A 25686-nucleotide genomic window follows, 5' to 3' on the forward strand; every position below is an offset into this window, starting at 1 on the left:
GATGGGATTTGTTGGATGCTGACTATCCATTGATCAGCAACGTATAAAATTGAATGGCCCGCTGAAGGTCCCTGACGGGTAATCGCTCGTCAATACCATGGTAGCCCTTGCCGTCCGTGGTAGGACAGAAATTGACCACGCCATTGCTGATAGCCCGGAAATTCCTGGAATCGGTGGCTCCCAGCATGATGAATGGGGTAGGGATGATATCATCTGCAACAGCGGCAGCGGCATCGGCTACTTTTTTAAATGCATCGGAATGATAGTCCGTCATGGCGGAAGGCTCGGTGGAAAAGTCCCCGGCAATCCTGATCTTCACCCTTTCGTCACCAATGGACTTACGGATAAATTCTTCTACTTCCTTAATGCTTTCGCCTGGTAATATGCGGGAATTGACAAGGGCCCTGGCCTGAGAGGGAATTACATTCTCCCGCACGCCGCTCTCCAGGATGGTGGGGACAATAGTAGTGCCGGTCATCGCCCGGCCATCCTTGTCTTCTCCCATCTTGTAGAGAACATAGCCTTCGAAAAGCCACAGGTTATTGAGCGCCATTTTCTGAAAAAAATCTTCGGACGACCCGCTGATCCGGGCAAGGAATTCCCGTGTAGGCGGCAGGATCCGGCGGGGCGTTTTTTCATTCTGTAGTTTGTACAATGCCCTGGAGAGGATATCGATGGCCGTCTCTTTGTCTGGTCTCGAGGAATGCCCGCCTGTCTTTTCCACCAGCAGCTCAAACGTGGCATAGCCTTTTTCTCCAATGCCGATGAGGGCTACGGGCCGATGAATGTCCGGCAACCGTTCGTACGTGATCTCTCCGCCTTCGTCCACGACCATCTCTGCATGGACACCTTTTTGCTGCAGCAATTTGACGATAGCGATGGCGCCTTGCCCGGTGGATTCTTCATTATGGCCGAAGCAGAGCAGGACAGTACGCCGGGGCGTATAGTGCTGCCGTAGCAACGCTTCTACGGCCTCCATGATGGATATCATGCTGCATTTATCATCGACGGCTCCCCTGCCCCAGACCGTGTCCCTCCGGATCTCTCCGCCAAAGGGTTGTGCTGTCCACAGCTTTGCAGCCGAAGGCTCCACGGGCACCACGTCGTAATGCGCCATGAGGATCAGCGGGGCCAATGTGGAGTCTGTCCCTTTCCAGGTATAGACGTAGCTGAAATCGGTTACGATCTCCCGGCTGAGCCGCTGGTGAATAAGAGGATAGCCGCTTTGCAAAAAAGACCTGTATTGAAGGAAGACGCCGCTGTCGATACGGGAAGGATCCTGCGGGGACACCGTAGGTATGCGTATGGCCATGCTGAGATGCGAAATGGCGGAGTCGGGCAAGGCCGTTAAAGACCTGGCCTTGTGTTTGGGCCAGGGTTTGACGTTGAACGTCCGGATAAGGATCCACCCTGCCAGCAGCAGGACCAGTAAAACCAGTAAAGCACCTAGTTTCTTCATCTATACTTATTTAAATCCTGGCTTGCAGCTTGTAGCTTGCAGCTTGAGGCTAATCTCTGTAATTCAACGCAGGCTTCCGATCTCCTAACAAAGCCTTATATTGATAATCCCCTTTTCCTACCTTAAATTCTTCCTTCGCTCTTTGTATCAATGCGGGGGTGGTAAAAAGGTCAATGGCGGTCAGCGCCATCGTCTTGGCCGCCACCATCATTCCTTTTGCCCCGATATCCGTCCCTCCGCAAGCTGTTGCCTGCCAGCTATGGGCCGGAGTGCCCGTGACCCAGGTGGCGGACGACATACCGACAGTAGGAACCGCATAGCTGACATCACCCACATCAGTGGACCCGCCTCCGGCGTCATTTACTTCTTTCAATGGCTTGACGGTAGCAGCCTCTTCGATGCCGGCTACCTTATACGTAAAAGATGATTGTATCTTTTTCGCAAAAGCCTGCTCTTCCGGCGAATATGTAACACCTCCTACCAATAAAAGGTTCTGTTGCATAGCTGACGCCAACACCCGGTTGAGCAGCAGATCATGCGTTCCTCCGATGACCTCATAGTCCATCGTGGTCTGCGAGCCCAGGGCCGCGCCCTCGCCTGCCTTCACCACCCAGTCGAAAATACGGGCGACCTCTTCTTTTTTCGGGTGGCGGACATAGTAATATACCTCGGCAAAGTCGGGCACCACATTGGGTGCCTTGCCTCCATTGGTAATGACATAATGTATCCGGGTTTCCTGTGGAATATGCTCCCGCATAAGATTGACCATATAATCCATGGATTCCACGCCGTCCAGGGCGGAGCGCCCTTTATCCGGGCTCATGGCCGCATGAGCCGCCAATCCGTGGAAGCGGAACTTGGCCGACTTGTTGGCCAGGGCGCTGGTAAGCGTCACCCGGTTCTCATCACCCGGATGCCAGTGGATGACCACGTCCACATCACTGAAAAGACCTGCCCGTACCATGTATACTTTACCGGACCCCCCTTCCTCTGCCGGACATCCGTACACACGGATGGTGCCGGTAAGCTTTTTCGAAGCCATCAGCTTTTGGATCTCGATGCCGGCGGCTACAGATGCCGTACCAAACAGATGATGGCCGCAGCCATGTCCCGCATTTTTACCCGTGATGGGCGACTTTTCCGGGACCGCCTGTTGCGAAAGTCCCGGGAGCGCATCGAATTCCGCAAGGATACCGATCACAGGACTGCCCGATCCGTAAGTTGCGACAAAGGCGGTGGGAATGTCTGCCACGCCAGCCTTTACCGTAAAGCCTGCATCGTTGAGGGTCTTTTGCAATAGGGAGGAGCTTTTGACTTCCTTATAGCCCACTTCAGCGTAGTCCCATATCTGCAGGGCTATCTTTTTGTAGTCGTCATAACGGGATTGCAGGTCGGCCATAGCCCCGGCCTTCAGGGTAGTGTCAATGTCTGCGGCACGGGCAAAAAAATGCACCGTAAGTAAAATGGACAAATGGAGGAATTTCATAATGCAGTAGCTTGTTACTACAATTTAAGCATTATGTCCTGATTATCCATCAGGCAAACTTTTTCATCACCTTCTCCATCTCCGCCGCGATCTTATCATTGGAAAGGTTCCCGATGCTCCCCGCATGCGTATGGTGCAGCTGCTGCCTGTGATCAAATCGAAATTCACCTTTGTCTATCTGGTTGCCCACCTGCCGGTATGCCTCACGGAAAGGGATGCCCTTGTTCACCAATTCATTGACGGCCTCCACGCTGAAAAGATATTTGTATTTTTCATCCTCCAGGATGCCATCCCTGATCTGGATATTGGACAGCATCAGACGCATCATCTGCAAACAGGCCTTCCCTTCTTCGATGGCAGGAAATAGGATCTCCTTGGTCAGCTGCAGGTCACGGTGGTAGCCTGATGGAAGATTATTGATCAGGAGGGTCAGCTCATTAGGGGCGGCCTGTATCCTGTTGCACTTTGCCCGTATCAGCTCGAATACGTCCGGGTTCTTTTTATGCGGCATGATGCTGCTGCCGGTGGTGAGTTCTGAAGGAAAGGAGATGAACCCGAAGTTCTGGTTGATATAAAGACAACAGTCCATGGCCAGCCTGCTCAGGGTGGCGGCAATGGTGGCCAGGCCGGTGGCGACGATCTTTTCCGTCTTGCCACGGCTCATCTGGGCATATACGGAATTATAATTCAGCGTGGCAAAATGCAGCAGTCGGGTGGTCAACTCTCTATCCAGCGGAAAGGAGGAGCCATAGCCGGCTCCGCTGCCTAAAGGATTCTTATTGACGACTTGATAGGCGGCCGCCAGTAATTCCAGGTCATCTACCAGGCTTTCCGCGTAAGCGCCAAACCAGAGCCCAAAAGAGGAGGGCATGGCGATCTGTAAATGCGTATAGCCGGGAAGGAGCTTGTCCTTATACTGTTCGCTCAGTCTGATCAGCAGCTCGAAGAGTTCATGCGTCTCTTCCTTCAATGCCAGCACCTGTGCCCGCAGGTACAGCTTGATGTCCACCGCTACCTGGTCATTACGGCTCCTGCCGCTGTGGATCTTTTTTCCGGCCTCTCCAATGCGTTGGGTCAGCATCCATTCCACCTGCGAATGCACGTCCTCGATGTCTTTCTCTATGACGAACTTGCCTTCCCTGATGACAGCTAGGATATTGTTCAGCTCCCGGTGGATCTGCTCCCGGTCTTCCTTGCTGAGCAGACCGGCGCTTTCCAGCATCTGCGTATGGGCCAGCGAACCCAGTACGTCGTATTCCGCCAGCAGCACGTCAAATTCCTTATCCCGTCCTACCGTGAAGGTTTCCACCAGCTGAGAGGTGCTCGTGGCTTCTTTACTCCAAAGTTTTTGTCCGCTCATAGTTAACTTATTTGTGGCTGCCCTCACAATAGGGGCTTCAACAGTTCAATATATGATGTAATACCTTCCTTTATCTCGTCCAGGCGGATATATTCATCGGCAGTATGGCTCCTGGCCGAATCGCCGGGGCCCGTCTTCAATGTGGGAAAAGGCATAAGGGCCTTGTCGGAAGTCGTGGGGCTGCCATAACATTTTCTTCCTGCCCGCACCCCGGCCTGCACCACGGGATGCTCCATGGAAATGGAGGATGAGCGCATCCGCAGGCTGCGCGGCTGCACATCGCAGGAGACATGCTCCCGGATGACGCCCAGTATCTCTTCAAATGTATAGAGTTCATTTACCCTTACATCCACGACGAAATGACAAGTGGAAGGCACCACATTATGCGCCTTGTTATCAGTGTGGATCACGGTGACGCTGGTTTTCACGGGTCCCAGCAGATCGGACACCTTGGGGAACCGGTAGGTGCGGAACCATTCGATATCAGGCATCGCCTTGTAAATAGCATTCTCTCCCTCTTCCCGGGCGGCATGCCCCGCTCTGCCCTGAACAGTGCAATCCAGCACCAGTAATCCTTTCTCCGCAACGGCCAGTTGCATCTGCGTAGGCTCGCCTACGACTCCCCAATCTACTTTTCCCAGATAGGGGATCAGCAGCTCGATACCCTGGTGGCCGGAGATCTCTTCTTCTGCCGTGGCGGCCAGCAGGATATTATGTGTCAGGTCCTTTTGCCCATAGAAATAAATAAAAGCCGCGATCAGCGATACCAGGGGGCCCCCGGCATCATTGCTGCCCAATCCATAGAGCTTGCCATCCTTTTCTATAGGAGAGAAAGGGTCGAGCGTATAGGCTTTGTTTGGCTTGACGGTATCATGGTGGGAATTCAATAATAACGTAGGCTTGGCCGGATCGAAGAATTTATTTTTCGCCCAGATATTGTTTTGGATTCTTTCCGTGGAAATACCCTTACCCCGGAGAAATTGTTCGAGGAGCGCAGCCGTCTTATCCTCCTCCTTGCTAAAGGAAGGGATGGCGATCAGTTGCCGCAGCAGGTCGATCGCTTCCGCCTGTAATGTATGGATGGCTGAGTCAAGCATGTACGATGGTTGTGCCGGATGTCCCGGTGAGTAATTGGGGCAGCTGTTCTGCCCGCCCGATAATGACTTTTCCCACACCGCTGTTGAGGGCGGCGAAGGCATTGTCCAGTTTAGGTATCATGCCGGCAAAGATCACCTGCCTATCCTTTAATTGCTGATAATAGGCCGCATCAATACGCCCGATGACAGAATCGTCATCTTCTGCATTCAGCAGGACACCGCTCTTTTCAAAAGAGTAAACCAGGCTGGTGTCGAAAGTCCTGCACAGGGCCCGGGCTACTTCCTGGGCGATAGTGTCGGCATTGGTATTCAGCAGCTGTCCATTCCCATCATGGGTGATAGGCGCAAATACGAGCGTCTTGTCCAGCATCAGCAGGCTGGTAAGCAAGCTGGCGTCCACAACGTCCACATCTCCTACATAGCCGTAATCAATGGTGGGATGCACTCGTTTGTGTGCAAGGATGGCATTGCCGTCCGCACCGGTAAGTCCCATGGCATTGCAGCCTTTCGCCTGGAGGCTGGCAACGATATTCTTGTTGATGGTGCCGGCATACACCATCGTGACGATCTTCAGGGTCTCGGCATCCGTGATACGGCGTCCATCGACCATCTGCTGCTGAACGCCCAGACCTGTGGCGACCCGGGTAGCCAGCTTGCCTCCCCCATGCACCAGGATCTTCTTGCCTTTTACAGCCGCAAAAACTTCGAGGAATGTCTCCAGCCTGGCCTCGTCGTCAATGATATTACCACCTATCTTGATGATGGAAAGTTGCATGATCTATTTTTTTAGTAGCTCCGCCAGGACTGCCTGTGCGGCCCATACCCGGTTGGAAGCTTCCTGCGTCACAATGCTGGAAGGACTGTCCAATATCTCGTCGCTGAGCTCTACGTTACGCCGCACCGGCAGGCAATGCATCACTTTCGCGTTGTTGGTCTGCCGGAGCTTTTCCTGTGTCAGCATCCATTCCGGGTCATTGCAATAGATCTTGCCGTAGTCGGAAAAGGTGCTCCAGTTCTTTACATAGATAAAGTCAGCGTCTTTCAATGCTTCATCCTGGTCATGGGTGATCGTAGCGCCTTTCGTAAATTGCTCATCCAGCTCATAATCCTCGGGATGCGTGATGACGAAGTCGGCTTGTCCCCAGGCATTCACCCATTGGGAAAAGCTGTTCGCTACGGCCTGGGGCAGTGCTTTAACATGCGGCGCCCATGTAAGGACGATCTTGGGACGGCGGATGGCAACCCGGGGAAACCCAAGCGTTTCATTGATGGTGATGAGATCCGTAAGACTCTGCAGTGGGTGCAGGGTAGAGCTTTCCAGGCTGACCACCGGGATGCCGGAATATTTTACGAATTGATTGATATAAAGCTCACTGTAATCCTCTTCCTTGTTCTTAAGCCCTGGGAAGGTCCGGATACAGAGAATATCAAAATAATTTCCCATGATGGGAGCCGCGTCTTTTACGTGCTCCACCTTATTCCCGCTCATGATGGCCTCTTCCTCGAACTCCAGGGCCCAGCCCTCCTTGTCCACGTTGAAGACAATGGCTTCGGCACCCAGGTTCTGCGCGGCTATTTGCGTACTGAGACGGGTACGCATCGAGGGGTTGAGGAACAACATACCTATTCTCTTGTCGGTCCCCAGCTTTTTATCCTTCAATGGATCCGCCTTGTAGGACAGGGCCGTCTGTACCAGGCTGTCAATGTTCTTTACATCATGCGCAGAGAGAAAATTCTTCATTATTACTTCTGATATTTGAAATGATCAATTCGCGGATTTAACGGTCCCTTGCAGGGCATGGATCTCTTCCTCAAGCGCTTCCAGGAAAGCATCGGCATCCTTCTTTCTCAATGCCAGGGAAGGCAGCAGGCGGATCGTATTTGGCTTGGCCTCCCCCGTGAAGATACGCTGATTGAACAACAGGTTCTTCCGCAGCTCCTTCCATTGTTCCGGAACATCGAATCCGATCATCAATCCCTTGCCCCTGACATTTTGGAGTCCCGGAACTTTCTTCAGCTGCCCGATCAGGTAGCCGCCCACCTCGACGGCATTGGCCATCAATCCTTCTTTTTCGATGACCTCCAGCACAGCCAGCGCTGCGGCGCAAGCCAGGTGGTTACCCCCGAATGTCGTGCCCAGCATGCCATGCTTTGCATGGAGATGAGGGGCGATGATGATACCCGCTACAGGAAAGCCATTGCCCATTCCTTTGGCCATGGTATAGATGTCTGCATCTACTCCGGCATGGTCATGGGAGAAGAATTTCCCGCTGCGCCCATATCCGCATTGCACGCTGTCCGCGATGAATACCGCGCCATATTGCTTGCACAGCTTGCTGATCTTTTGCAGAAAGGCGGCGGAAGCTTCCTGTATGCCGCCCACACCTTGTATCCCTTCGATGATGACCGAAGAGATCTCTTCTCCCCTGGATGCAAAACAGGCTTCGAGGGCCGCTTCATCGTTAAAAGGAAGGAAAATGACATTGTCCGTCTGGTTGACTGGCGCCACGATGGATGGATTGTCCGTTACGGCGACGGCCAGGGAAGTACGTCCATGGAAAGATTTCGTGAAAGCCACGATCTTCTTCCGGCCATTGTGAAAGGATGCCAGCTTCAGCGCATTTTCATTGGCTTCAGCTCCCGAGTTGCAAAGGAAGAGCTGATAGTCTTCCCTGCCGGAGATCTTACCCAATTTGGCTGCCAGCTCCTGCTGCAGCGGAATGCGGATGGAATTGGAATAGAACCCCACCTTATTCAGCTGGTCGGTGAGACGGTTGACATAATGGGGATGGGTATGGCCGATGGATATTACAGCATGGCCGCCATAAAGATCAAGGTACTGTTGTCCTTCATCGTCCCATACATAAGAGCCCTTGGCTTTTACGATGGTGATGTCATTGAGGGGATAGACGTCAAATAAGTTCATAATAAGTTTTTTAAAAAGCGTTTGCTTTCAATTGCAAGCCGGCCGTCTCATCGAGCCCAAACAACAAATTCATATTCTGTACGGCCTGGCCAGAAGCCCCTTTCGTCAGATTGTCGATGACCGAATGAACCACCAGCTGGGAGCCTTGCTGCTCCAGCTGGATCAGGCATTTGTTGGTATTGACCACCTGCTTGAGCGAGATGGGCTGTCTGCTGACGATCGTGAAGGGATGGCCCTGGTAAAATTGCTCATAAAGGGCAATGATCTCTTCCGGTCGTCGCCCGACCCGGAGTTGGGAGGAGACGAAGATGCCCCGGGTAAAGTCTCCGCGCCAGGGAACGAAATGAATGGATGCATCTCCCCCTCCCGCCTGCTGCAGGGATTGACCTACTTCTTTCAGATGCTGGTGCGTCAGGGTCTTATATGCCTGGATATTGTTCGCCCGCCAGGAGAAGTGAGAGGTGGCCGAAAGACCTTGCCCGGCGCCAGTAGACCCCGTAATACCCGTGGTATATATGTCGTTCAGCAGTCCGGCCTTGGCCAGGGGCAGCAGCCCCAGTTGAAGGGCCGTTGCAAAACAGCCCGGATTGGCGACGTGACGCGCCGTCCGAATGGCTTCCCTGTTCAGCTCCGGCAGTCCGTAGATCACGGTTTGCCCGTCCAGCAGTGGGCCGCCCAGCCTGTAATCCTGCGAAAGATCTATGATCTTTACACCGCCCTTCACCGGCGAATTTTCTTCGATGAATTTTTTTGCTTCGCCATGCCCAAGACAGAGGAAGAGAACATCGACGTCATAGCTCCATTCGGAATCGAACTTTTTGTCCGTTTCGCCGATAAGGTCCTCATGCACGGCATAAAGCGCTTTCCCCGCATTGCTCTTGCTGTGCACAAAACGGATGTCAACGTTGGGATGCCGGAGCAATATCCGGAGCATCTCCCCGCCGGTGTACCCCGCACCACCGATGATGCCCGCCTTTATGGTCTTGTTATTTCCGGTGGCGGTGCTCATTGCAGGTCCTCGTTTACTTTGTGATAAATGGCTGTCTGGTTGCCGAAGATCTTGGCAAAGCCTTTCACGTCGTCACCCGACCAGCCTTTGTTCATCTCCCCGTAGCTGCCGAACTTGCTGCTCATGAGGTCATGAACGCTCTCGACACCGGTGACAGTAAAGCGATAGGGTTGCAGGACGACAAAAGCCTTGCCCGTGACTGTGGCCTGGGTGTCTTCCAGGAATTTTTCAATATTGCGCATGGTAGGGTCCAGCATCTGTCCTTCATGCAGCCAGTTGCCATACCAGGTGCTCAGCTGGTCCTTCCAATACAGCTGCCATTTGGTGAGGGTATGCTTTTCCAGTAAATGATGTGCTTTGATAATGATAAGGGGGGCAGCAGCTTCAAAGCCCACACGGCCTTTGATCCCGATGATGGTGTCGCCGACATGGATATCCCTGCCTACGCCATAAGGTTGTGCGATGGCTTGCAGGTATTGAATGGCGGCTACAGGATGGCTGAACTTTTTTCCATCCACGGATACCAGCTGGCCTTTTACAAATTCCAGCTCCAGCTGCCGGGTGCCCGTCTCCGTCACTTGCGTAGGCCAGGCTTCCTCTGGCAGATAGTCTCTGGAGGTCAGCGTTTCCTTTCCTCCGACGGAAGTGCCCCAAAGCCCTTTATTGATACTGTATTTTGCTTTTTCGGCATTCATTTCAACACCATGCTCCTTCAGGAAATCGATCTCCGCCTCCCGGCTAAGCCGCAGGTCGCGGATGGGGGTAATGATCTCTACACCGGGGAGCATGCTCTGGAATACCATGTCAAATCGCACCTGGTCATTGCCGGCGCCTGTGCTGCCATGGGCCACATAGGCAGCGCCTGTCTTTTTCACATGCTCTGCCACGGCAATTGCCTGTACCATCCGCTCAGCGCTAACGCTCAGGGGATAGGTGGCATTCTTCAGGATATTTCCGAAAATGAGGTATTTGATACAGCTGTCGTAATACTCTTTTGTCACATCCACGCATTCGAAGGAGGCAACCCCCAGGCTCCTGGCCCTGGTGGCTATCTGCTCGATCTCTTTATCGCTGAACCCACCGGTGTTGACGGTGAGCGCATGTATTTCCAGGCCTTTGATCTTCTGCAGGTAAATTGCGCAATAGGTAGTGTCCAGTCCGCCGCTGTAAGCTAATACAACTTTATTGTTCATAGTCTTTATCGGGTGAATTTCGGGTGAATGTTAAAAGTTGAAGAAAGTATGGAACAGGCTGCGGTGCCGCTTCGCATTCTCCGGGCTGCCGCCAGCCTTATTGCCACTATTGGCAGGCTCATGGTGCTTCAGGAAAGGAGCCAGCAGCTTCCACTGTTTGATACGCATAAAACGTTCGTACAGTTTCGAATGCTTGGTGAAATCCTGCTGGGTTTCCTCAGGCTCGTAGTGATCTTTGGGATCATAGAGCATGGCGGTGCACATACAGTTCTTGCGCTCCTTGCTCATGAGGATCTCATAGTTGACGCAGCTTTTACAACCCGCCCAAAAATTTTCGTCCTGGGTTAGCTCTGAGTAGGTGACGGGTTCGTAACCCAGCTCGGAATTGATCTTCATGACGGCCAGCCCCGTGGTGAGCCCGAAGATCTTGGCTTCGGGATAGGTCTTGCGGCTAAGCGCGAATATTTTCTTTTTGATCAGTTTTGCCAGTCCGCTCTTGCGGAATTGAGGAGATACGATCAGGCCGGAATTGGCCACATATTCCCCATGGCTCCAGGTCTCGATATAACAAAAGCCGGCCCAGACGCCGTCCTCGGTAAAGGCGATCACCGCCTTTCCTTCCCGCATTTTATCCTGGATATAATCAGGGCTTCTTTTGGCAATGCCGGTACCCCTCGCTTTTGCGGATGACTCCATCTCGTCGCAGATGATCTTTGCAAAATCCTGGTGCGTGTGGTCGGCTATTAATATTTTAAAGTTCTGTTGTTCCATTTTAGAAGTGTGCTCTTGGGATGAAAAATGATGCTCCATTGCTGAAACGGGATTAATTGTAGGATCAACCGCCGCAGGATGGGGGATAGTGCCGCTATATCAGGGGTCGCTATGAGAGAGTAAGTATCAACGTCGCACCCAAAAGGGAACAGGGCGAACGGAAAAAACTGAGCACAGGGCTGCAGCAAAAAACCCACGCTTATTGAAGGCGTGCAATATCACCGGGAGATGTGATATGGGTGAGTTTTTTTTCATTTCAAGACAGATGAAATTGTGTAAAATGTTTTTACAGGTGCAAAGATGGGACATTTTTTAGTTTATCGCCATTATTTTAACGTCAATTTTTAGATAAATCTTGCTAAACCAACCCTTTTTTATATGTTTATATTATTTAATGTATTATTTACTACTGGTTTAGCCTGTTAAAGTCCTCTTAAAGCCCTGCCTTCGGGCTTCCTTTAGTAGGGAAATTTGCATTTCTTGGAGCAATGTTCACGGCAAACTATCTTAGAATGGCCCGGCGCCATTTTCAGCGTCACAAAAGTTTTTCCCTTATCAATATTTTGGGACTTTCCACGGGCATCGCCGCCTGCCTGCTGATCTATGGTTATGTCCACCACCAGCAGAGCTTTGACAATTATCATCCCAAGGCGGACCGTATTGTTCGGGTGACGACTGTATTTCACTCGCCTGACACGGAGCTGGCTTTCGCTACCTCCAATACGCCTCTCGCCGGCGCCCTTATCCGGGATTGCCCCCAGGTGGAGAACGCCGTAAGGATCCAGAATGCGGAAATGACGGTTAAACAGGGTACGGTCATATTTCAGGAAGATAATTTTGCTTTTTCGGAGCAGGCGATCTTCTCCATCTTTTATTTCTCTTTCCTGGAAGGGGCGCCGGCGACAGCGCTCACAGAACCCAATTCCATCGTGCTTACAAAAAGCACTGCCCGGAAATATTTTGGCGACGGCGAAGCCATGGGCAGGATCCTGATCTGCGACAAACATTCCTATAAGGTCACAGCTGTGATAGCGGACAGGCCGGCAAACTCGGATATGACCATCGATGCCCTGGTTTGGAAGGATTTCCAGTCCGTCACCAGTTGGATGGACAACGACTTCGAGGTATACACTTTTGTGCTTTTCCGCGGACGTCCCGATCTCACCGCCCTGAGAAAACAATTGGCCGTTATATCCGCCACCTATATACAGCCGGAGCTGGAAAAAATGGAAGCTGCAAAATACCAGGTGCGGTTTACTCCGGAACTTCTGGCCGACGTGCATTTCAGCAAGAGAAAGATCGCCGACACACCGAAAGGCAACCGGCTTTTCAATACCATCTTTTCAGTGCTGGCGATCTTTATCCTGATCATAGCGATATTGAATTATATCAATCTCTCCACCGCCAGGGCGGAACAACGGGCAAAGGAAGTGGCAGTAAGAAAAGTGGCGGGTGCAAAGCCCGTTCAGCTGATGGGACAATTCCTGGGAGAATCTGTTTTCCTTATGGCCATCGCCTGGCTATTGGCCATCATGATGGCGGAGACCGCTATTCCATTCTTCAATAAAATGCTGTCCACCCGCATCTCCCTTGGGGACGGCGGCTCGGTATTTTTTTTGTTCCTCTTATTCTTCCTGACAACGCTGCTGGCGGGCGCCTGGCCTGCCTTTGTATTGTCGCGTTTCCAGCCTGTAAAGGTGCTGAAGGGCATGGCGGTACAGAGCAAGGGAATCGGCCTCCGGAAAGTGCTGACGGTAACCCAGTTCATCATCGCCCTGGCCATGCTGATGGGAACGGCGGTCATCTACAGGCAGATGCATTTTGTACTGCACAAAGACCTGGGTGCGGACAGATCGCAGGTCATCTGTCTTTCGGTGCCGCGGGATTCCATAGCCAGCCGGCGTATTATGGGTTTTAGTCAGGCCGTGCAGCAGATCTCCGGTGTCAGGGGAGTGTCGGTCGGCAGTGGTATCCCTGTCGAAGGCGTAATGATGAGCAGCACGACGGTGCGGTCTGCAGGCATGAAAAGAGAAATATTATGCAATTACTTTTTCATCGATGCGCAGTTCGTGCCTTTGCTGCATATCAGGTTGGCGGAAGGCCGCAACCTGTCGGACAGTATCCGCATGGACCCAAAGGAAGGGTTCATCGTAAACGAAGCCTTTGTACGGGCGATGGGCTGGCAGCATGGAGAAGGACAGTCCATCGAGGGCTATGGCCGGAAAGGGAAGGTCGTAGGTGTGGTAAAGGACTTCTTCTTCAAGTCCCTGCACAATGCCATCGAGCCGGCGGTAATGATCTATCACGACAGCGCCCGTAATGCATCTGCAGTGCTGGCAAAGGCATCTCCGTCCGCCCTGCCCCGTCTCAAAGAGACCTGGGCCCGCTATTTCCCTTCCAACGCCTTCGATTACTACTTCCTGGACGAATCTTTCGACGCGCAATACAAGGAAGATCGGATCACAATGACCTTATTCAATGGATTCACCTTGCTGGCGATCTTCATTTCCTGCCTGGGCCTCTACGGTCTGGTATCGCTGATCACGGTCCGGCGTACCCGTGAGATCGGTATCCGTAAAGTATTGGGTGCGTCCGGACGGGGTTTGATCCTGTTGCTGACACGGGAATTTTTCCTGCTCATCGGTTGGGCAGCCCTGGTGGCCCTGCCACTGGCGTGGTGGGGCCTGCACAGGTGGCTGTCGTCCTATGCCTATCATACTGCATTTACCGTTGACCTGTTCGTTGCGCCCCTTTTGCTGCTGGCGCTTATTACCTTGTCTGTCACTGGATTACGCGTTGTTCGGGCCGTACTTGCCAATCCGGTGGAAAGTTTGCGGACAGAGTAAGTACCTTTAGGGGACCATGACTGTCTCTCCCCGCCCCAACTGGACCCTTGCCCTCGGCATGCCGCTGCTGGTAGTGGCCGCCTGCACCATGATCGTCTTCAGCCCCCTATTCCTGCAGCACGAAGAACAACTCTCCATCGCCGTAACGTTGGACCTGACCCTGACAGCGCCCTTACTTTACTTCTTTGCCATCCGGAAAAGCAGTATATCAAAGCTGACAGTGATCCGTGTATTCCTGCTGGGATTATTGATCGCAGGTCTCCTGAATCATCGAAGCCCCCTGCCCCATGACATCAAAACCTGGATATCTCCCGTAATTGAATGCCTGCTCCTCCTTACACTGGCCCTCAGGTTACACAAAGCCCGCAAGAACGTACATGAGCTTGATTTCCTGTCAGGAACCCGTTCCGTAGTAGCCAGCCTCACAGGCAGCACGCGTGTGGGCGATATCTTGGGGTCGGAATTTGCCGTATTTTATTATGCTTTTGCACCGGCCGGAAAACGCCGGGATGGCTCTTTTTCCTATTCCCGTTCCTCCGGCGCCATTCCGGTACTGGGCGTATTCCTGCTGTGCATGCTGGCTGAAGGGATCGCACTACATTTTCTCATCGCACACTGGTCTCCCACGACTGCCTGGATCTTCACAGGGCTGAGTGCCTATACCATGCTCCAGCTATTTGCCCACATGCGGGCGATGTATGCCAGGCCCATTCAAATAGTGGGCAACCTGGTGTACCTGCGCAATGGCCTGGCGGCTGACGCCTGCATCCGGATGGCCGATATCGAAGAGATCAACCTCACCAGCCGGACATCACCCAAAGAAAAAGCCCTTAAGCTGGCCTTGTTGGGAGCGCTGGAAAATCACACCGTGCGTATAAAGCTCAGGCAGCCCGTGACGGTCGTACGTATGTTCGGGATCCGGCGGGAAGCATCAGTGATCTTGTTTGCCGTAGACAATCCAAAGGAATTGCTGGAGAGAATATCATAGCAGTGGCTCTTCGACGGGTACAGAATGTACGGCGGCGGCCATCTCCTTAATAAGCCCGGCGTCCTTCTCTATCGCATTGCCCACCACGATGACATTAGCCCCGGCCTTGCAGTTGCGGTATGCTTTCTCCGGATCGCGGATACCTCCGCCAATCACCAGCGGCACATCGATATGCGCGGCGACAGCAGCGATCATCTCTTCTCGGATGGGGTGACGTGCGCCGCTGCCCGCATCCATATAGATGAGCTTCATACCTAGCATTTCGCCGGCCATGGCTGTACAAAGGGCGATTTCATTCTTGTCGGCCGGGATCGGTGTGGCGTTGCTGATATACGAGACAGTGGTTGGCGCCCCGCCATCGATGACCATATAGCCAGTGGAAATGATCTCAAGCCCACTGCTGCGCACTTGTGGGGCAGAAATGACATGCTGTCCGATCAGCAGCTCGGGATTCCTTCCGGAGATCAATGATAAATAAAGGAGACCATCGGCATAACGGGACACCTGGGATGGCGTACCGGGAAAAAGAATCACAGGAATGGAACAATTCCGGCGGATATGCTGGACCACCTCGTCCAGGTGATTGGAGATGACAAGACTACCGCCGACCAGGAGGTAGTCTACCCCTGCATCGACAGCCAGCCCGGTGAGCTCATCGATCTTCCCCGCATTCACATTGTCCGGATCAATAAGGACCGCGAAAGACCGCTGCCCCTTATTTTTCTTAGCCAACAAGGACTCGTAAATAAATTGCTTCATTCGCTATTGCCGTTGGTAGTAATGCAAAAATGCGAAAAGTTTTCCGCTTTAAGGGAGTAAATTCCATGGAAATGTGCATTTTTACGTCTTGATCTTCAAGACAAATACGTATTATTCGCATTTGTTCACGTAAGACGTTCATCCGGGGACGTGTCTATCCGTAAATTTCCTGGTTGAAAACAAATGTAATAGATTTTTGTTATCTGTAAACTTATTTATGGCACCAGTTACTATTATCAACAATGAGCAGCAACAGCAATTCCAGGTACGGCTGGAAGACGAGCTCGCTTACCTGGAATATCGTTTCTATAAAGGAGACATCGCGCTCATGCACACTGAAGTACCGGACAAGCTGGAAGGTAGAGGTATCGCCTCGGCCCTGGCGGAATACGCGTTCAAATATGCCCGTGAGCATCGGCTGCCTGTCATGGTCTACTGTCCCTTTGTCGCCAGCTGGCTGAAAAAGCATCCGGAGAACAGGGATGTGCTGGACCCTAAATACAGGGACGACCATCCTAATTTGCGATGAGCCTTCACTATAACTATAATCTTACATAAGTGGCCACTTGTAGTACATGGTTGGCCGTGGAATTATTGCCTGCCCCGCTGACATATTGATTGAGATAGCCCAGCTCCACATCAAATTGCTTGCTGCAACGATAGCCGATGGCCAGGTATGCCCTGTTTTGGTCGAAGACCTTTCCGTTGACAGGAGATGGATCGCCCACATTGAGAAAGATCTCGTTCTGGATGGCGGCAAAAAATCCTGCCGTAAAAGCGCGTGAAGTGGCAGTACCATTCTGCAGGGGCGCCGTGGCTGACGCATCCGCAGGTGGTGCGGCCACAGGATGTGCACCTCCAAAAGGAATGACGGCCCGGGTGAAATAACGCAACCTGCCGGCATATACGTTTTTGTCATGCACAAGCGAATTTCCTTCCGCATGATGTTTGGGAATATAGCGCTGTTCCAGGCGGAAGCGATGTGCGATGGATGTCGTGCGGGCATAGCGGCTCAGACGCGTCGAATGGGTCACCATCAGCTGCTCCCACGTACGATGTTCCGGAAGATAGCCGACAACGCCATTGGACATCCGCTGCCCGGGAATATAGGCATAACCGGCAGTCCCCGTGATGGCCGGCGTGATATAGAAGTTGACCCCCGGACGCAGCAGCAATTGGTTCATCTGCTGCCATTGATGCGTGGTCCTGAACTGACCGTCGAAATAAAGGCCGAATTTGGGCGATAGTTTATAATTCTGGAAAGTGGCAAGCCAGCCCGAGAACTGTGATTGCGCAGAGACAGTACGGACGCCGATGATAGCCAGCAGGAGGATCAGAAGGAAAGTTTGCTTCATACCCCAAAATGAAGCAATTATATTCTAAAAAAATGGTAAAATTTTATCGCCGGACCATACTGTCCAGTACAATACCTCCCGGTATGGCCATATCCGGGATCCGGTCCCCAACCTTTCCTTCCGGTGCATCGCTGGTAAAAGCATACCATAGCATGGACGCACGCAGGTACATTACCCGGGTGACCCGTCCCGTGGTCATATCCTGGTGGAATTGATGATAATGCCCGTCCGTACACATCAGGGCCTTCCACGTCGTCGGAGGATCCGTCTTCAGGAAGGCTTTGTGCGCATTCATATAGTCCGTCTGGATGGCGCTGGCAGGAAATTGCGCCACAAGGTCGGAGTCATTGACCAGGGAAGTAAAGTCGGGGGCGGAATATTCGATGTCCGAGGTGCCGTCAGGCAATCTTTCTCCCCATGACACCCGGATAGGGCATCCTTGCTTCACCGCCTGTAACAACGCTTCCTTATCGCCATACAGGGTATGTCCACTGGTGTCATTTTGAAAGAGAGGCCGCCATCCCGCCGGAGCAGCCGTCCGGGAGGTGGAAAAGCTGATAAAGGCCAGTAAGGCCAGCACGAAAAGCATAAGCTTCAATTGCATATAACACGTTGAGGCAGTAAAATTTACACCAATGGCGGGAATGGGGAAATAAATTCAACGGTTAAGGCCGTATTTTTAACCGTTGGCCTTAATAAGGTCTCCAAATAATTATGCACATGGGTAAGCTGTTTCCCGCCTTATTTTGGACTAAAATTTGCACACTCTTTTCCACCCATGGGGATAAGTTTGACATTGGAATTCGACCTCAAAAAAATACTTTCGTTATCCCACCTACCCGTTGAAAACGTATCTGAAAATCTTTAAATCTGGCACTGACTTATGGCATCCAAGAAGCAAACTACGAAGGGCTTGCAGTTTCCCCGCCGCTTCACAAAGGACGATGTAAATGTATTCGATCAATTCGCTTACGATTATCGTTCGTCCCTGATCCGGAACCCCAGCGGGGAAGTGGTATTTGAAATGAACAACGTAGAAGTGCCTAAACGGTGGAGCCAGATTGCCACCGACATTCTTGCACAAAAATATTTTCGTAAAGCCGGCGTCCCTCAGCCCGACGGTTCGCTGGGAAGAGAAACTTCCGTAAAGCAGGTTGCCCATCGTATGGCCAACTGCTGGCGGGTATGGGGCGAGCGATATGGCTATTTTGCCAGCGCTAAAGACGCACAGGTGTTCTATGAAGAGCTGGTGTATAGCATTCTCGACCAGGCCTGCGTACCCAACTCCCCTCAATGGTTCAATACAGGCCTGCACGAAAGCTATGGGATCACGGGCAAGCCCCAGGGGCATTACTACGTCGATCAGGCAGACGGGGAATTGAAGAGGTCCACCTCCGCCTATGAGAGACCACAGCCCCATGCGTGTTTCATCCTCAGCGTTAGCGACGACCTCGTAAACGATGGCGGCATCATGGACCTCTGGGTGCGCGAAGCCCGCATCTTCAAATACGGGTCCGGCGTCGGAACCAACTTCTCCTATATCCGAGGGGAAGGTGAAAAGTTGAGCGGAGGCGGAACTTCCAGTGGTTTGATGAGCTTCCTGAAGATCGGAGACAGGGCTGCGGGGGCAATCAAATCCGGAGGCACTACCCGCAGGGCCGCTAAAATGGTATGCCTGGACCTGGACCATCCCGAGATCATGGAGTTTATCAACTGGAAAGTAGAAGAAGAAAAAAAGGTAGGGGCGCTCATTGCCGCCGGCTATCCCAGTGACTATGAAGGAGAAGCCTACCGCACTGTCTCAGGACAGAACTCCAACAATTCCATCCGTGTAACAAATGAATTTTTCGATAAGCTGGCCAGGGACGAAGACTGGGAACTCATTGCCCGCAGCGACAAAAGAGTAATGAAGCGTATTCCTGCAAAAGAAGTCTGGAACCAGATTGCGTATGCAGCATGGCGTTGTGCTGACCCGGGTACCCAATACGACACCACCATCAATGAATGGCATACTTGCCCTGAAGGTGGCCGCATCCGGGCCTCCAACCCCTGCTCCGAATACATGTTCCTGGACAACACCGCTTGTAATCTGGCTTCCGCCAACCTCCGCCGTTTCTACGATGAGGACACCAACACATTCGATGTGGAAGGATTCGAGTATTGCTGCCGTCTGTGGACCACCGTACTGGAAGTATCCGTATTGATGGCACAGTTCCCTTCCCGGGAAGTGGCGCAGCTTTCCTATGACTATCGTACCCTGGGCCTGGGCTACGCTAACCTGGGCTCCATGCTGATGATCATGGGTATTCCTTATGACAGCGAGGAGGCCCGTGGCATCGCCGGCGCTATCACAGCCATCATGACGGGCGTGGCTTACAAGACCTCTGCCGAACTGGCCGCCGTAATGGGCGCTTTCCCAAGGTACGAAGAGAACAAGGAGCACATGCTGCGGGTCATGCGTAATCACAGACTGGCCGCTTACGATGCGGATGAATACGAGGGATTGGGCATCAAGCCGCAAGGGATCAAGGCCCGCTATTGCCCGGACTATCTGTTGAAAGCCGCCACCAAGGCCTGGGATGAGGCGGTGCAATTGGGTGAGAAATACGGCTACCGCAATGCGCAAGCCACCGTCATCGCTCCCACTGGCACCATCGGCCTGGTAATGGATTGCGACACCACGGGTGTAGAGCCGGATTTCGCGCTTGTCAAATTCAAAAAATTATCCGGAGGCGGCTACTTCAAGATCATCAACCAATCCGTGCCCACTGCCCTGAAGAACCTCCACTACACGGACAAACAGATCGATACTATCATAAAATATGCCGTGGGGGCCGCTTCATTCGCTGGCGCCCCTGCCATCAATCACCAGTCTCTGAGCGAAAAAGGCTTCATCGCGGAAGAAATAAAAAAGCTTGATTCGGCCGTGGGCTCAGCCTTCGAGATCGGTTTTGTATTCAATGTCTACACGCTGGGCGAAGAATGCCTGCAACGCCTGGGATTCAAACCTGAACAATATTTCAATCTTGAATGGAGTTTGCTCGAAGCCCTGGGTTTCACGGGGAGCGAGATCGAGGCTGCCAACAACTACGTATGCGGCACCATGACGGTGGAAGGCGCCCCCTTCCTGAAGGATGAGCACCTGGCGGTCTTCGACTGCGCAAATAAATGCGGCAAGATCGGCCAGCGCTACATCCATGCACACGGTCATATCCGTATGATGGGTGCCGCACAGCCTTTTATCAGCGGCGCCATCTCAAAAACGATTAATCTTCCAAACGAAGCTGCGGTAGAGGACATCGCAGACGCATATATGCTTAGCTGGCAGCTGGGCCTGAAAGCCTGCGCACTGTACCGCGACGGTTCCAAGCTGTCCCAGCCGCTGAGCACAAAATCCGACAAGAAAAAGAAGGAGATCGAAGGAGAAAAAGAAGCCACAGCCCCTGAAGCTCCCTCCTCCACAGAATCAATGATCGTAGATATGAGCAAGCTGACTGTGCAGGAGCTGCTGGAAGAAGTGCAGAAAAGAGTGCAGGCTTCTCCCGATACCAAGCTGAAAAGGGCGCTTGCTACCATCGTTGAGCGCAGGACCCTGCCCGCCAAGCGCCGGGGCTTTACACAAAAGGCAAAGATCAATGGTCAGACGCTTTTCCTCCGTACAGGAGAATATGCCGACGGGACAGTGGGGGAAATATTCATCGACATGGCCAAAGAAGGAGCCACGATGCGCAGCCTCTCCAACTGTTTTGCTATTGCAGTCTCCATCGGCCTGCAATATGGCGTACCGCTGGAAGAGTTTGTTGAGAAATTCATTTTCACTCGCTTTGAGCCATCGGGCATGGTAGATCATCCGAATATCAAAAGCGCAACTTCTATCGTGGATTTCATCTTCCGCAGCCTGGCTTATGAGTATTTGGGTAGGACCGACCTGGTCCATGTGCTGGACAGGCCCGAAGTAGCCAATACAGGCACCGATGACTGGGATGAGATTCCCACATCTCTCGAATATGATAAAAGCACACCCGAGCTGAGCGATGTGCGGATCGTAGCAAAAGCCAACAGCGGGGGGACCACCTCCCCGGCAGGACAACCACTGGCGCCAAAGACCTCCAGGGCAGCCTCGGCTATAAAGGCGGAAACAGGCCTGGATGCGGTGAACGCTGCGGCAAAGAGCATGCAAAGCGATGCGCCTGCCTGTAATACCTGTGGACATATCACCATCCGCAGCGGAACCTGTTATAAATGCCTGAATTGCGGGAATAGTATGGGTTGTAGCTAAACGTCTCACGATAACCTAATCATAATTTCGCAGCTCCTTCGATGTCTATCGGAGGAGCTTTTATTGCTATGAGGGTATAAGTGTGAGGATCTAAGGGTTTTTTCCCCGGACACTCCAACTTTGTTGTCCTTCCCCCCTTCCAGCACCCTAAAAAATGGTTATCTAATTTCACTGATTCTTCCTATTTTTCTTCTGACAAACGAAAAAAAAGACATACATAATACTTTGTCAATATTTTCGTTATAGAATAATCCTTAACACCTAAAATGGAAACCATGAACAAACGTATTGTGTTGGCGCTCATCGTAATCTCTTTATTTGCCTCCTGCGCCCGTAGCGTGACCCCCGGGGAAGCCGCAAGTCATCACTATGGCAGTTGCAGGAATGTCCGTTAAGGATAAATCCCTGTCGTTCCAGGAACACAGCTCTGGTATATCGCCTAATGTAATTCGGCCATCCTGTATCATGCGGGATGGCCTTTTTCCTTTATTTTTACCGCCAAACTACACTGGGCGGAATGACAATTCAATTTAGTTACAACAAAAGACAGGTGCTGGATGGATTACGTGGTCATTTTTTCGGACGACCGGAGATCAGATTCCTTTTCATTTGTATCAATGTGTTTGCGATCATATCGGCTATCTTATTCTGGCTCAAGCAAATACAACCTCAGCCCTTCATCATCTTTTCCGTTCTCTGGTTCCTGCTTTGGCTGTCCATCCGACGGCTGCTGCCGCTCAGTATCTACAAAAGATCGGCTACCTTCCAGGATACTTTTACCCTTACCCTGGAAGATCAGGGCATCCTCCTGGAGACCAAGAAAGGCAGCCAGCGGTGGAACTGGAATAACTTCAGCGCTTTCAAGGAAACCGCCTATTTCTTTCACCTGTATTTTGACGCCCGGAGCTTCTTTTTGATCCCCAAGGACTCTTTTAAGGACATCACGGACATACAGACTGCCAGGCAATTGCTAAAAGCGCATATTAAGGGTTAACACTTGCCTGATTTTAATAAATCTTTATATTTAACGATTCGCTGCTCCCTAATCCGGCTAACTTGCCTACCTTGCTACCGCCGTTTTTCGGCAATACAAGTTATGACCAAAGTATCCTTCAATAATAAGCATAATGCTTTTTATACCACCCTGAAGACATCCGTAGACCAATATTTCAACCAGTCTCAGCTCCGCAAAACAGGTAATTGGCAGCTATACGCTAAAACCGGGATTTTAATACCGGTTGCATTGACCCTGTATATCACCTTATTAAGCCTCTTCCGCCATCCGGGCTCCGGTGTTCCGGCGCTCCTGCAGGTCACGGGCATTTCCATGAGCATTTTGCTTGGATTTGCGCTGGCAAGCATCGGGTTCAATGTAATGCATGATGCCTGTCATGGCAGTTATTCCAGCAAGGAATGGGTTAATGAGATCATGGGACTTTCCCTGAATGCCCTGGGAGGGAATGCTTTTATCTGGAAGTTTAAGCACAATATCATTCATCATACCTACACGAATGTCGACGGTATCGACGATGATATTGCCAAAAGCCCGGTCATGCGCCATTGCCCTTCTCAAAAATGGGTGCCGGCCCATCGATTTCAGCACATTTATATGATCCTTGCATATGCCCTGTCGTCTTTTCTGTGGGTATTGACGCTGGATTTCATCAAATATTTCAAACGAAAGATCGTTAATACGCCCCTGCAGAAAATGGATGTCCGGGAACACATTGTATTTTGGCTGAGCAAGGTACTCTACATCCTCTTTTACATCGCGATACCCATATATGTCACTGGCTGGCGTAACTGGGCGATTGGCTTCACCTCCATGCACCTGGCTCTCGGCCTGACCCTCGCCCTCGTATTCCAACTGGCGCACGTGGTGGAAGGCGCCACATTTGCACATATTCAGGAAGGCGAGACGAAAAAGCTGGAAGAAGAATGGGCCATTCACCAGGTGAAAACCACTGCTAATTTCGCCCCGCGGAATAAGTTCGTATCCTGGTATGTCGGTGGATTGAACTTTCAGGTGGAACATCATTTATTCCCCCGGATCAGTCATATACATTATCCCGCGATCAACCTGATCGTAAAGGACACCTGCCGGAAATACGGCATCGACTACAACGAATTCCCTACCATGCGGCAGGCTGTGAAGAGCCATTTTCACGTGATGCGCCAACTGGGCAAAAAACCGGCGCACCATACAATGCACGCCTGAGCCGCTCAAATGCCTCTCTCCAACAGACCGATCACCAGTTCCTTATAGCTTCTGCCGATGGGGATCTGCTTATTGTTGATCTCTATGTCCGTAGCCGTGAAGGCGCTGATCTTATCTTTCGCCACGATAAAGCTCCGGTGAATGCGGATGAAGTTATTTTTTGACAGCAGCTCTTCGATGGCGCTTAGCTGGAATTTTGTGAGGATGTTCTTTTCCAGGGTAGTGATGCGGATGTATTCCCGGAGGCTTTCGATATACAGGATCTCATCCAGGAACACCTTTACCTTTTTTTTACCTACGGAGAAAAAGAAATAGGTCCTTTCCCGCACCTCCGCCGAGATGGGCGCCGGCTTGCTATCCAATGGCTGGTTCAGCTTGTTCACTGCTTTTAAGAAGCGGCTAAACCGGATGGGCTTCAATAGATAATCCACCACATTGAGCTCGAATGCATGCAGCGCATAATCCTTATAGGCGGAAACAATGATGACTCGCGGCGGATTGCGCAGCGATTCCAGGAATTCCATTCCTTTCAGCTTGGGTAAATGGATGTCCAGGAAAAGGAGGTCGATCTTCTCTTTCTGCAGCAGATCCATCGCGTAAATGGCGTCGGCACAGACGGATCGCAGCTCCAGGAAAGGCACCTGCCGGACATAATCGGTCAAAATTTCAGCTGAGAGAGGCTCGTCCTCGACGATGAGACAGTTATATTTCAACATGGCTCTCTAAATTTAAAAAAAGGTTGACAGTGAAAAGATCATCCTCGTTGCGAACATCCAGCCTGTAATCCTTATAGCTGAGCTCCAGTTGCCTTTTTACGTTCATCAGCCCGATGTTGTTGCCGGTAATACCTTGCTGATCCGCGTCTTTCGTGTTCTCGATGTTGAAATATAATTGCCCGTTGCTTACACGGATATCGATATGGATGAAGGACTGGAAGCGGGTCTCGCTGATCCCATGCTTGAAGGCATTTTCTACAAAGGGCAGCAACAGCAGAGGAGTGATATGGTAGCAGCCACCATCAAGCGACTTGTTAAAGCCCACGGCAAACCGTTCATTGTACCGTATCATCTCCAGTTCCAGGTAGTCTTCGATCACCTTGATCTCATCCACCAGGCCGATCAGGCTGCTCCTGGATTCATACAGGATGAAGCGGAGCAGCTCCGATAATTTCATCACCACCTCAGCCGTATCGTCGGATTTTTTCCGGGCCAGTCCATAAATATTATTCAGCGTATTCAGCAGGAAATGGGGATTTGTCTGGTTGCGCAGGAATTTTAATTCCGCGCCTAATTTTTCCTTAACCAGGCTTTTCTCCCTTTCTTTCGTCACCAACTGTATACGTACGAATTTTATAGAAGCCGCCAGCCCTGCAATAAAGCCGATGTCCATGGTGGCGACGATGACATTGGCGATACCCAGGGTGTTCCCGTCAGGGATCGTTCCTCCATAGACCTTTGCGTACAGGATATAGTGGGAGGTGAACCTATACAACAGCACACAAAGAATAAAGACAAGAATGATCTCCGTTACGATCCTTCCCAGCGCATGGTTGGCTGCGGTGATCTTCGGGATGGACACATAGAGCACGAAATAGGTCAGCAGCAATTTGTAAGGCATATTGATAAGGGCTGCCTGGATGGCAATGCCCAGCATCCGGCTATCGGAAATATCCCTGAAAGATGGTCCTACCCAGTTATAGGCCAGGAGGGTATCCTGCAGGACATATAATACCCAGAAAGCTATATGCAGCCAAACCCTCCTCATGAACCATAAAAGTCGGAAAAAAAAGCCTGCCATCGGGTAATAATTGTCGGAAAGCAGCCTGCAACCCACCGGCAACCGCCATGAGGCTACCAACAGCGCTTATCCTCAGAGCCATACCGTATGGATATCTTAAAAAGCTGCCGGTAGAATGCACGCAAAGGAATATCGCCGAAAAC

At 51.7% G+C, this 25686-nt stretch carries 21 protein-coding genes; 6 read left to right on the plus strand and 15 right to left on the minus strand.

Going from position 1 to position 25686, the window contains the following annotated elements; all coding sequences use genetic code 11:
• Positions 1–22 precede the first annotated feature (22 nt).
• The 10 genes from Q4E93_RS24730 to Q4E93_RS24775 are packed head-to-tail and all read right to left on the minus strand — an operon-like array spanning position 23 to position 11301.
• A complete protein-coding gene (locus Q4E93_RS24730) occupies positions 23–1459 on the minus strand; it encodes a M20/M25/M40 family metallo-hydrolase (protein WP_303589900.1) in 1437 nt (478 codons plus the stop codon).
• Positions 1460–1508: 49 nt separating this feature from the next.
• Positions 1509–2945: an amidohydrolase gene (locus Q4E93_RS24735; RefSeq protein WP_303589902.1), complete on the minus strand. Its 1437-nt coding sequence runs from the start codon at positions 2943–2945 to the stop codon at positions 1509–1511.
• Between the two features lie 49 nt (positions 2946–2994).
• Complete coding sequence (gene argH, locus Q4E93_RS24740) at positions 2995–4305, minus strand: argininosuccinate lyase (RefSeq protein WP_303589904.1); 1311 nt, start codon at positions 4303–4305, stop codon at positions 2995–2997.
• A gap of 23 nt (positions 4306–4328) precedes the next feature.
• Positions 4329–5402, minus strand: a complete 1074-nt coding sequence (locus Q4E93_RS24745) for a M20 family metallo-hydrolase (RefSeq protein WP_303589906.1) — start codon at positions 5400–5402, stop codon at positions 4329–4331.
• Positions 5395–6177 carry an acetylglutamate kinase gene (gene argB / locus Q4E93_RS24750; RefSeq protein WP_303589907.1) on the minus strand — a complete coding sequence of 261 codons (783 nt, stop codon included), beginning with the start codon at positions 6175–6177 and terminating at the stop codon, positions 5395–5397. The genes Q4E93_RS24745 and argB overlap by 8 nt, the downstream gene beginning before the upstream one ends.
• A gap of 3 nt (positions 6178–6180) precedes the next feature.
• Positions 6181–7143 (minus strand): Rossmann-fold NAD(P)-binding domain-containing protein, encoded by a 963-nt coding sequence (locus Q4E93_RS24755; RefSeq protein ID WP_303589910.1) that lies wholly within the window; start codon positions 7141–7143, stop codon positions 6181–6183.
• A 24-nt stretch (positions 7144–7167) separates the two neighbouring features.
• On the minus strand, positions 7168–8328 hold the full coding sequence (locus Q4E93_RS24760; protein WP_303589912.1) for an aspartate aminotransferase family protein: 1161 nt from the start codon (positions 8326–8328) through the stop codon (positions 7168–7170).
• Between the two features lie 10 nt (positions 8329–8338).
• Positions 8339–9337 carry an N-acetyl-gamma-glutamyl-phosphate reductase gene (gene argC, locus Q4E93_RS24765; RefSeq protein ID WP_303589913.1) on the minus strand — a complete coding sequence of 333 codons (999 nt, stop codon included), beginning with the start codon at positions 9335–9337 and terminating at the stop codon, positions 8339–8341.
• Complete coding sequence (locus tag Q4E93_RS24770) at positions 9334–10530, minus strand: argininosuccinate synthase (protein ID WP_303589914.1); 1197 nt, start codon at positions 10528–10530, stop codon at positions 9334–9336. The genes argC and Q4E93_RS24770 overlap by 4 nt, the downstream gene beginning before the upstream one ends.
• Positions 10531–10560: 30 nt before the next feature.
• A complete protein-coding gene (locus tag Q4E93_RS24775) occupies positions 10561–11301 on the minus strand; it encodes a GNAT family N-acetyltransferase (RefSeq protein ID WP_303589916.1) in 741 nt (246 codons plus the stop codon).
• Between the two features lie 512 nt (positions 11302–11813).
• On the opposite strand from Q4E93_RS24775, the gene Q4E93_RS24780 reads away from it, so the two are divergent.
• Both Q4E93_RS24780 and Q4E93_RS24785 read left to right on the plus strand, forming a co-directional pair.
• Entirely contained in the window at positions 11814–14147 is a 2334-nt protein-coding gene (locus Q4E93_RS24780) for an ABC transporter permease (RefSeq protein WP_303589919.1), read from the plus strand.
• A gap of 16 nt (positions 14148–14163) precedes the next feature.
• Entirely contained in the window at positions 14164–15135 is a 972-nt protein-coding gene (locus Q4E93_RS24785; protein WP_303589921.1) for a hypothetical protein, read from the plus strand.
• Here Q4E93_RS24785 and Q4E93_RS24790 read toward each other — a convergent pair.
• Entirely contained in the window at positions 15130–15894 is a 765-nt protein-coding gene (locus Q4E93_RS24790; protein ID WP_303589923.1) for a phosphoglycerol geranylgeranyltransferase, read from the minus strand. The two genes, Q4E93_RS24785 and Q4E93_RS24790, sit on opposite strands and share 6 nt — an antisense overlap.
• 217 nt (positions 15895–16111) lie before the next feature.
• On the opposite strand from Q4E93_RS24790, the gene Q4E93_RS24795 reads away from it, so the two are divergent.
• Positions 16112–16423, plus strand: a complete 312-nt coding sequence (locus Q4E93_RS24795) for a GNAT family N-acetyltransferase (RefSeq protein ID WP_303589925.1) — start codon at positions 16112–16114, stop codon at positions 16421–16423.
• 13 nt (positions 16424–16436) lie between these two features.
• Here the strand turns inward: Q4E93_RS24795 and Q4E93_RS24800 are convergent, their stop codons facing one another.
• Positions 16437–17249 carry a DUF2490 domain-containing protein gene (locus Q4E93_RS24800; protein ID WP_303589927.1) on the minus strand — a complete coding sequence of 271 codons (813 nt, stop codon included), beginning with the start codon at positions 17247–17249 and terminating at the stop codon, positions 16437–16439.
• Positions 17250–17292: 43 nt separating this feature from the next.
• A complete protein-coding gene (locus tag Q4E93_RS24805; protein ID WP_303589928.1) occupies positions 17293–17853 on the minus strand; it encodes a hypothetical protein in 561 nt (186 codons plus the stop codon).
• Positions 17854–18132: 279 nt separating this feature from the next.
• Between Q4E93_RS24805 and Q4E93_RS24810 the strand changes: the two genes are divergently transcribed.
• The 3 genes from Q4E93_RS24810 (at position 18133) to Q4E93_RS24820 (ending at position 23746) form a co-directional block, all read left to right on the plus strand.
• Positions 18133–21528, plus strand: a complete 3396-nt coding sequence (locus tag Q4E93_RS24810) for a vitamin B12-dependent ribonucleotide reductase (protein WP_303589930.1) — start codon at positions 18133–18135, stop codon at positions 21526–21528.
• 517 nt (positions 21529–22045) lie between these two features.
• On the plus strand, positions 22046–22522 hold the full coding sequence (locus Q4E93_RS24815; RefSeq protein WP_303589932.1) for a YcxB family protein: 477 nt from the start codon (positions 22046–22048) through the stop codon (positions 22520–22522).
• A gap of 102 nt (positions 22523–22624) precedes the next feature.
• Positions 22625–23746, plus strand: coding sequence for a fatty acid desaturase family protein (locus tag Q4E93_RS24820; RefSeq protein WP_303589934.1), 1122 nt, complete (start codon positions 22625–22627; stop codon positions 23744–23746).
• 5 nt (positions 23747–23751) lie between these two features.
• On the opposite strand, the gene Q4E93_RS24825 is transcribed toward Q4E93_RS24820, so the two are convergent.
• The gene (locus Q4E93_RS24825; RefSeq protein WP_303589936.1) at positions 23752–24462 is read right to left on the minus strand and encodes a LytR/AlgR family response regulator transcription factor; all 711 of its coding nucleotides are present in this window, start codon (positions 24460–24462) and stop codon (positions 23752–23754) included.
• Positions 24449–25510 (minus strand): sensor histidine kinase, encoded by a 1062-nt coding sequence (locus tag Q4E93_RS24830; RefSeq protein WP_303589938.1) that lies wholly within the window; start codon positions 25508–25510, stop codon positions 24449–24451. The genes Q4E93_RS24825 and Q4E93_RS24830 overlap by 14 nt, the downstream gene beginning before the upstream one ends.
• Between the last annotated feature and the right edge of the window lie 176 nt (positions 25511–25686).

The organism is Flavitalea plasmicola (assembly GCF_030546645.1).
Classification (GTDB): domain Bacteria; phylum Bacteroidota; class Bacteroidia; order Chitinophagales; family Chitinophagaceae; genus Puia.

Coding starts and splice junctions, on each gene's coding strand:
- Q4E93_RS24755 (WP_303589910.1), bottom strand. CDS start 7,143: ATGAAGAATTTTCTCTCTGCGCATGATGTAAAGAACATTGACAGCCTG.
- Q4E93_RS24815 (WP_303589932.1), top strand. CDS start 22,046: ATGACAATTCAATTTAGTTACAACAAAAGACAGGTGCTGGATGGATTA.
- Q4E93_RS24825 (WP_303589936.1), bottom strand. CDS start 24,462: ATGTTGAAATATAACTGTCTCATCGTCGAGGACGAGCCTCTCTCAGCT.
- Q4E93_RS24760 (WP_303589912.1), bottom strand. CDS start 8,328: ATGAACTTATTTGACGTCTATCCCCTCAATGACATCACCATCGTAAAA.
- Q4E93_RS24790 (WP_303589923.1), bottom strand. CDS start 15,894: ATGAAGCAATTTATTTACGAGTCCTTGTTGGCTAAGAAAAATAAGGGG.
- argH (WP_303589904.1), bottom strand. CDS start 4,305: ATGAGCGGACAAAAACTTTGGAGTAAAGAAGCCACGAGCACCTCTCAG.
- Q4E93_RS24730 (WP_303589900.1), bottom strand. CDS start 1,459: ATGAAGAAACTAGGTGCTTTACTGGTTTTACTGGTCCTGCTGCTGGCA.
- Q4E93_RS24820 (WP_303589934.1), top strand. CDS start 22,625: ATGACCAAAGTATCCTTCAATAATAAGCATAATGCTTTTTATACCACC.
- Q4E93_RS24785 (WP_303589921.1), top strand. CDS start 14,164: ATGACTGTCTCTCCCCGCCCCAACTGGACCCTTGCCCTCGGCATGCCG.
- Q4E93_RS24830 (WP_303589938.1), bottom strand. CDS start 25,510: ATGAGGAGGGTTTGGCTGCATATAGCTTTCTGGGTATTATATGTCCTG.
- Q4E93_RS24795 (WP_303589925.1), top strand. CDS start 16,112: ATGGCACCAGTTACTATTATCAACAATGAGCAGCAACAGCAATTCCAG.
- Q4E93_RS24800 (WP_303589927.1), bottom strand. CDS start 17,249: ATGAAGCAAACTTTCCTTCTGATCCTCCTGCTGGCTATCATCGGCGTC.
- argC (WP_303589913.1), bottom strand. CDS start 9,337: ATGAGCACCGCCACCGGAAATAACAAGACCATAAAGGCGGGCATCATC.
- Q4E93_RS24770 (WP_303589914.1), bottom strand. CDS start 10,530: ATGAACAATAAAGTTGTATTAGCTTACAGCGGCGGACTGGACACTACC.
- Q4E93_RS24805 (WP_303589928.1), bottom strand. CDS start 17,853: ATGCAATTGAAGCTTATGCTTTTCGTGCTGGCCTTACTGGCCTTTATC.
- Q4E93_RS24775 (WP_303589916.1), bottom strand. CDS start 11,301: ATGGAACAACAGAACTTTAAAATATTAATAGCCGACCACACGCACCAG.
- Q4E93_RS24810 (WP_303589930.1), top strand. CDS start 18,133: ATGGCATCCAAGAAGCAAACTACGAAGGGCTTGCAGTTTCCCCGCCGC.
- Q4E93_RS24745 (WP_303589906.1), bottom strand. CDS start 5,402: ATGCTTGACTCAGCCATCCATACATTACAGGCGGAAGCGATCGACCTG.
- Q4E93_RS24735 (WP_303589902.1), bottom strand. CDS start 2,945: ATGAAATTCCTCCATTTGTCCATTTTACTTACGGTGCATTTTTTTGCC.
- argB (WP_303589907.1), bottom strand. CDS start 6,177: ATGCAACTTTCCATCATCAAGATAGGTGGTAATATCATTGACGACGAG.
- Q4E93_RS24780 (WP_303589919.1), top strand. CDS start 11,814: ATGGCCCGGCGCCATTTTCAGCGTCACAAAAGTTTTTCCCTTATCAAT.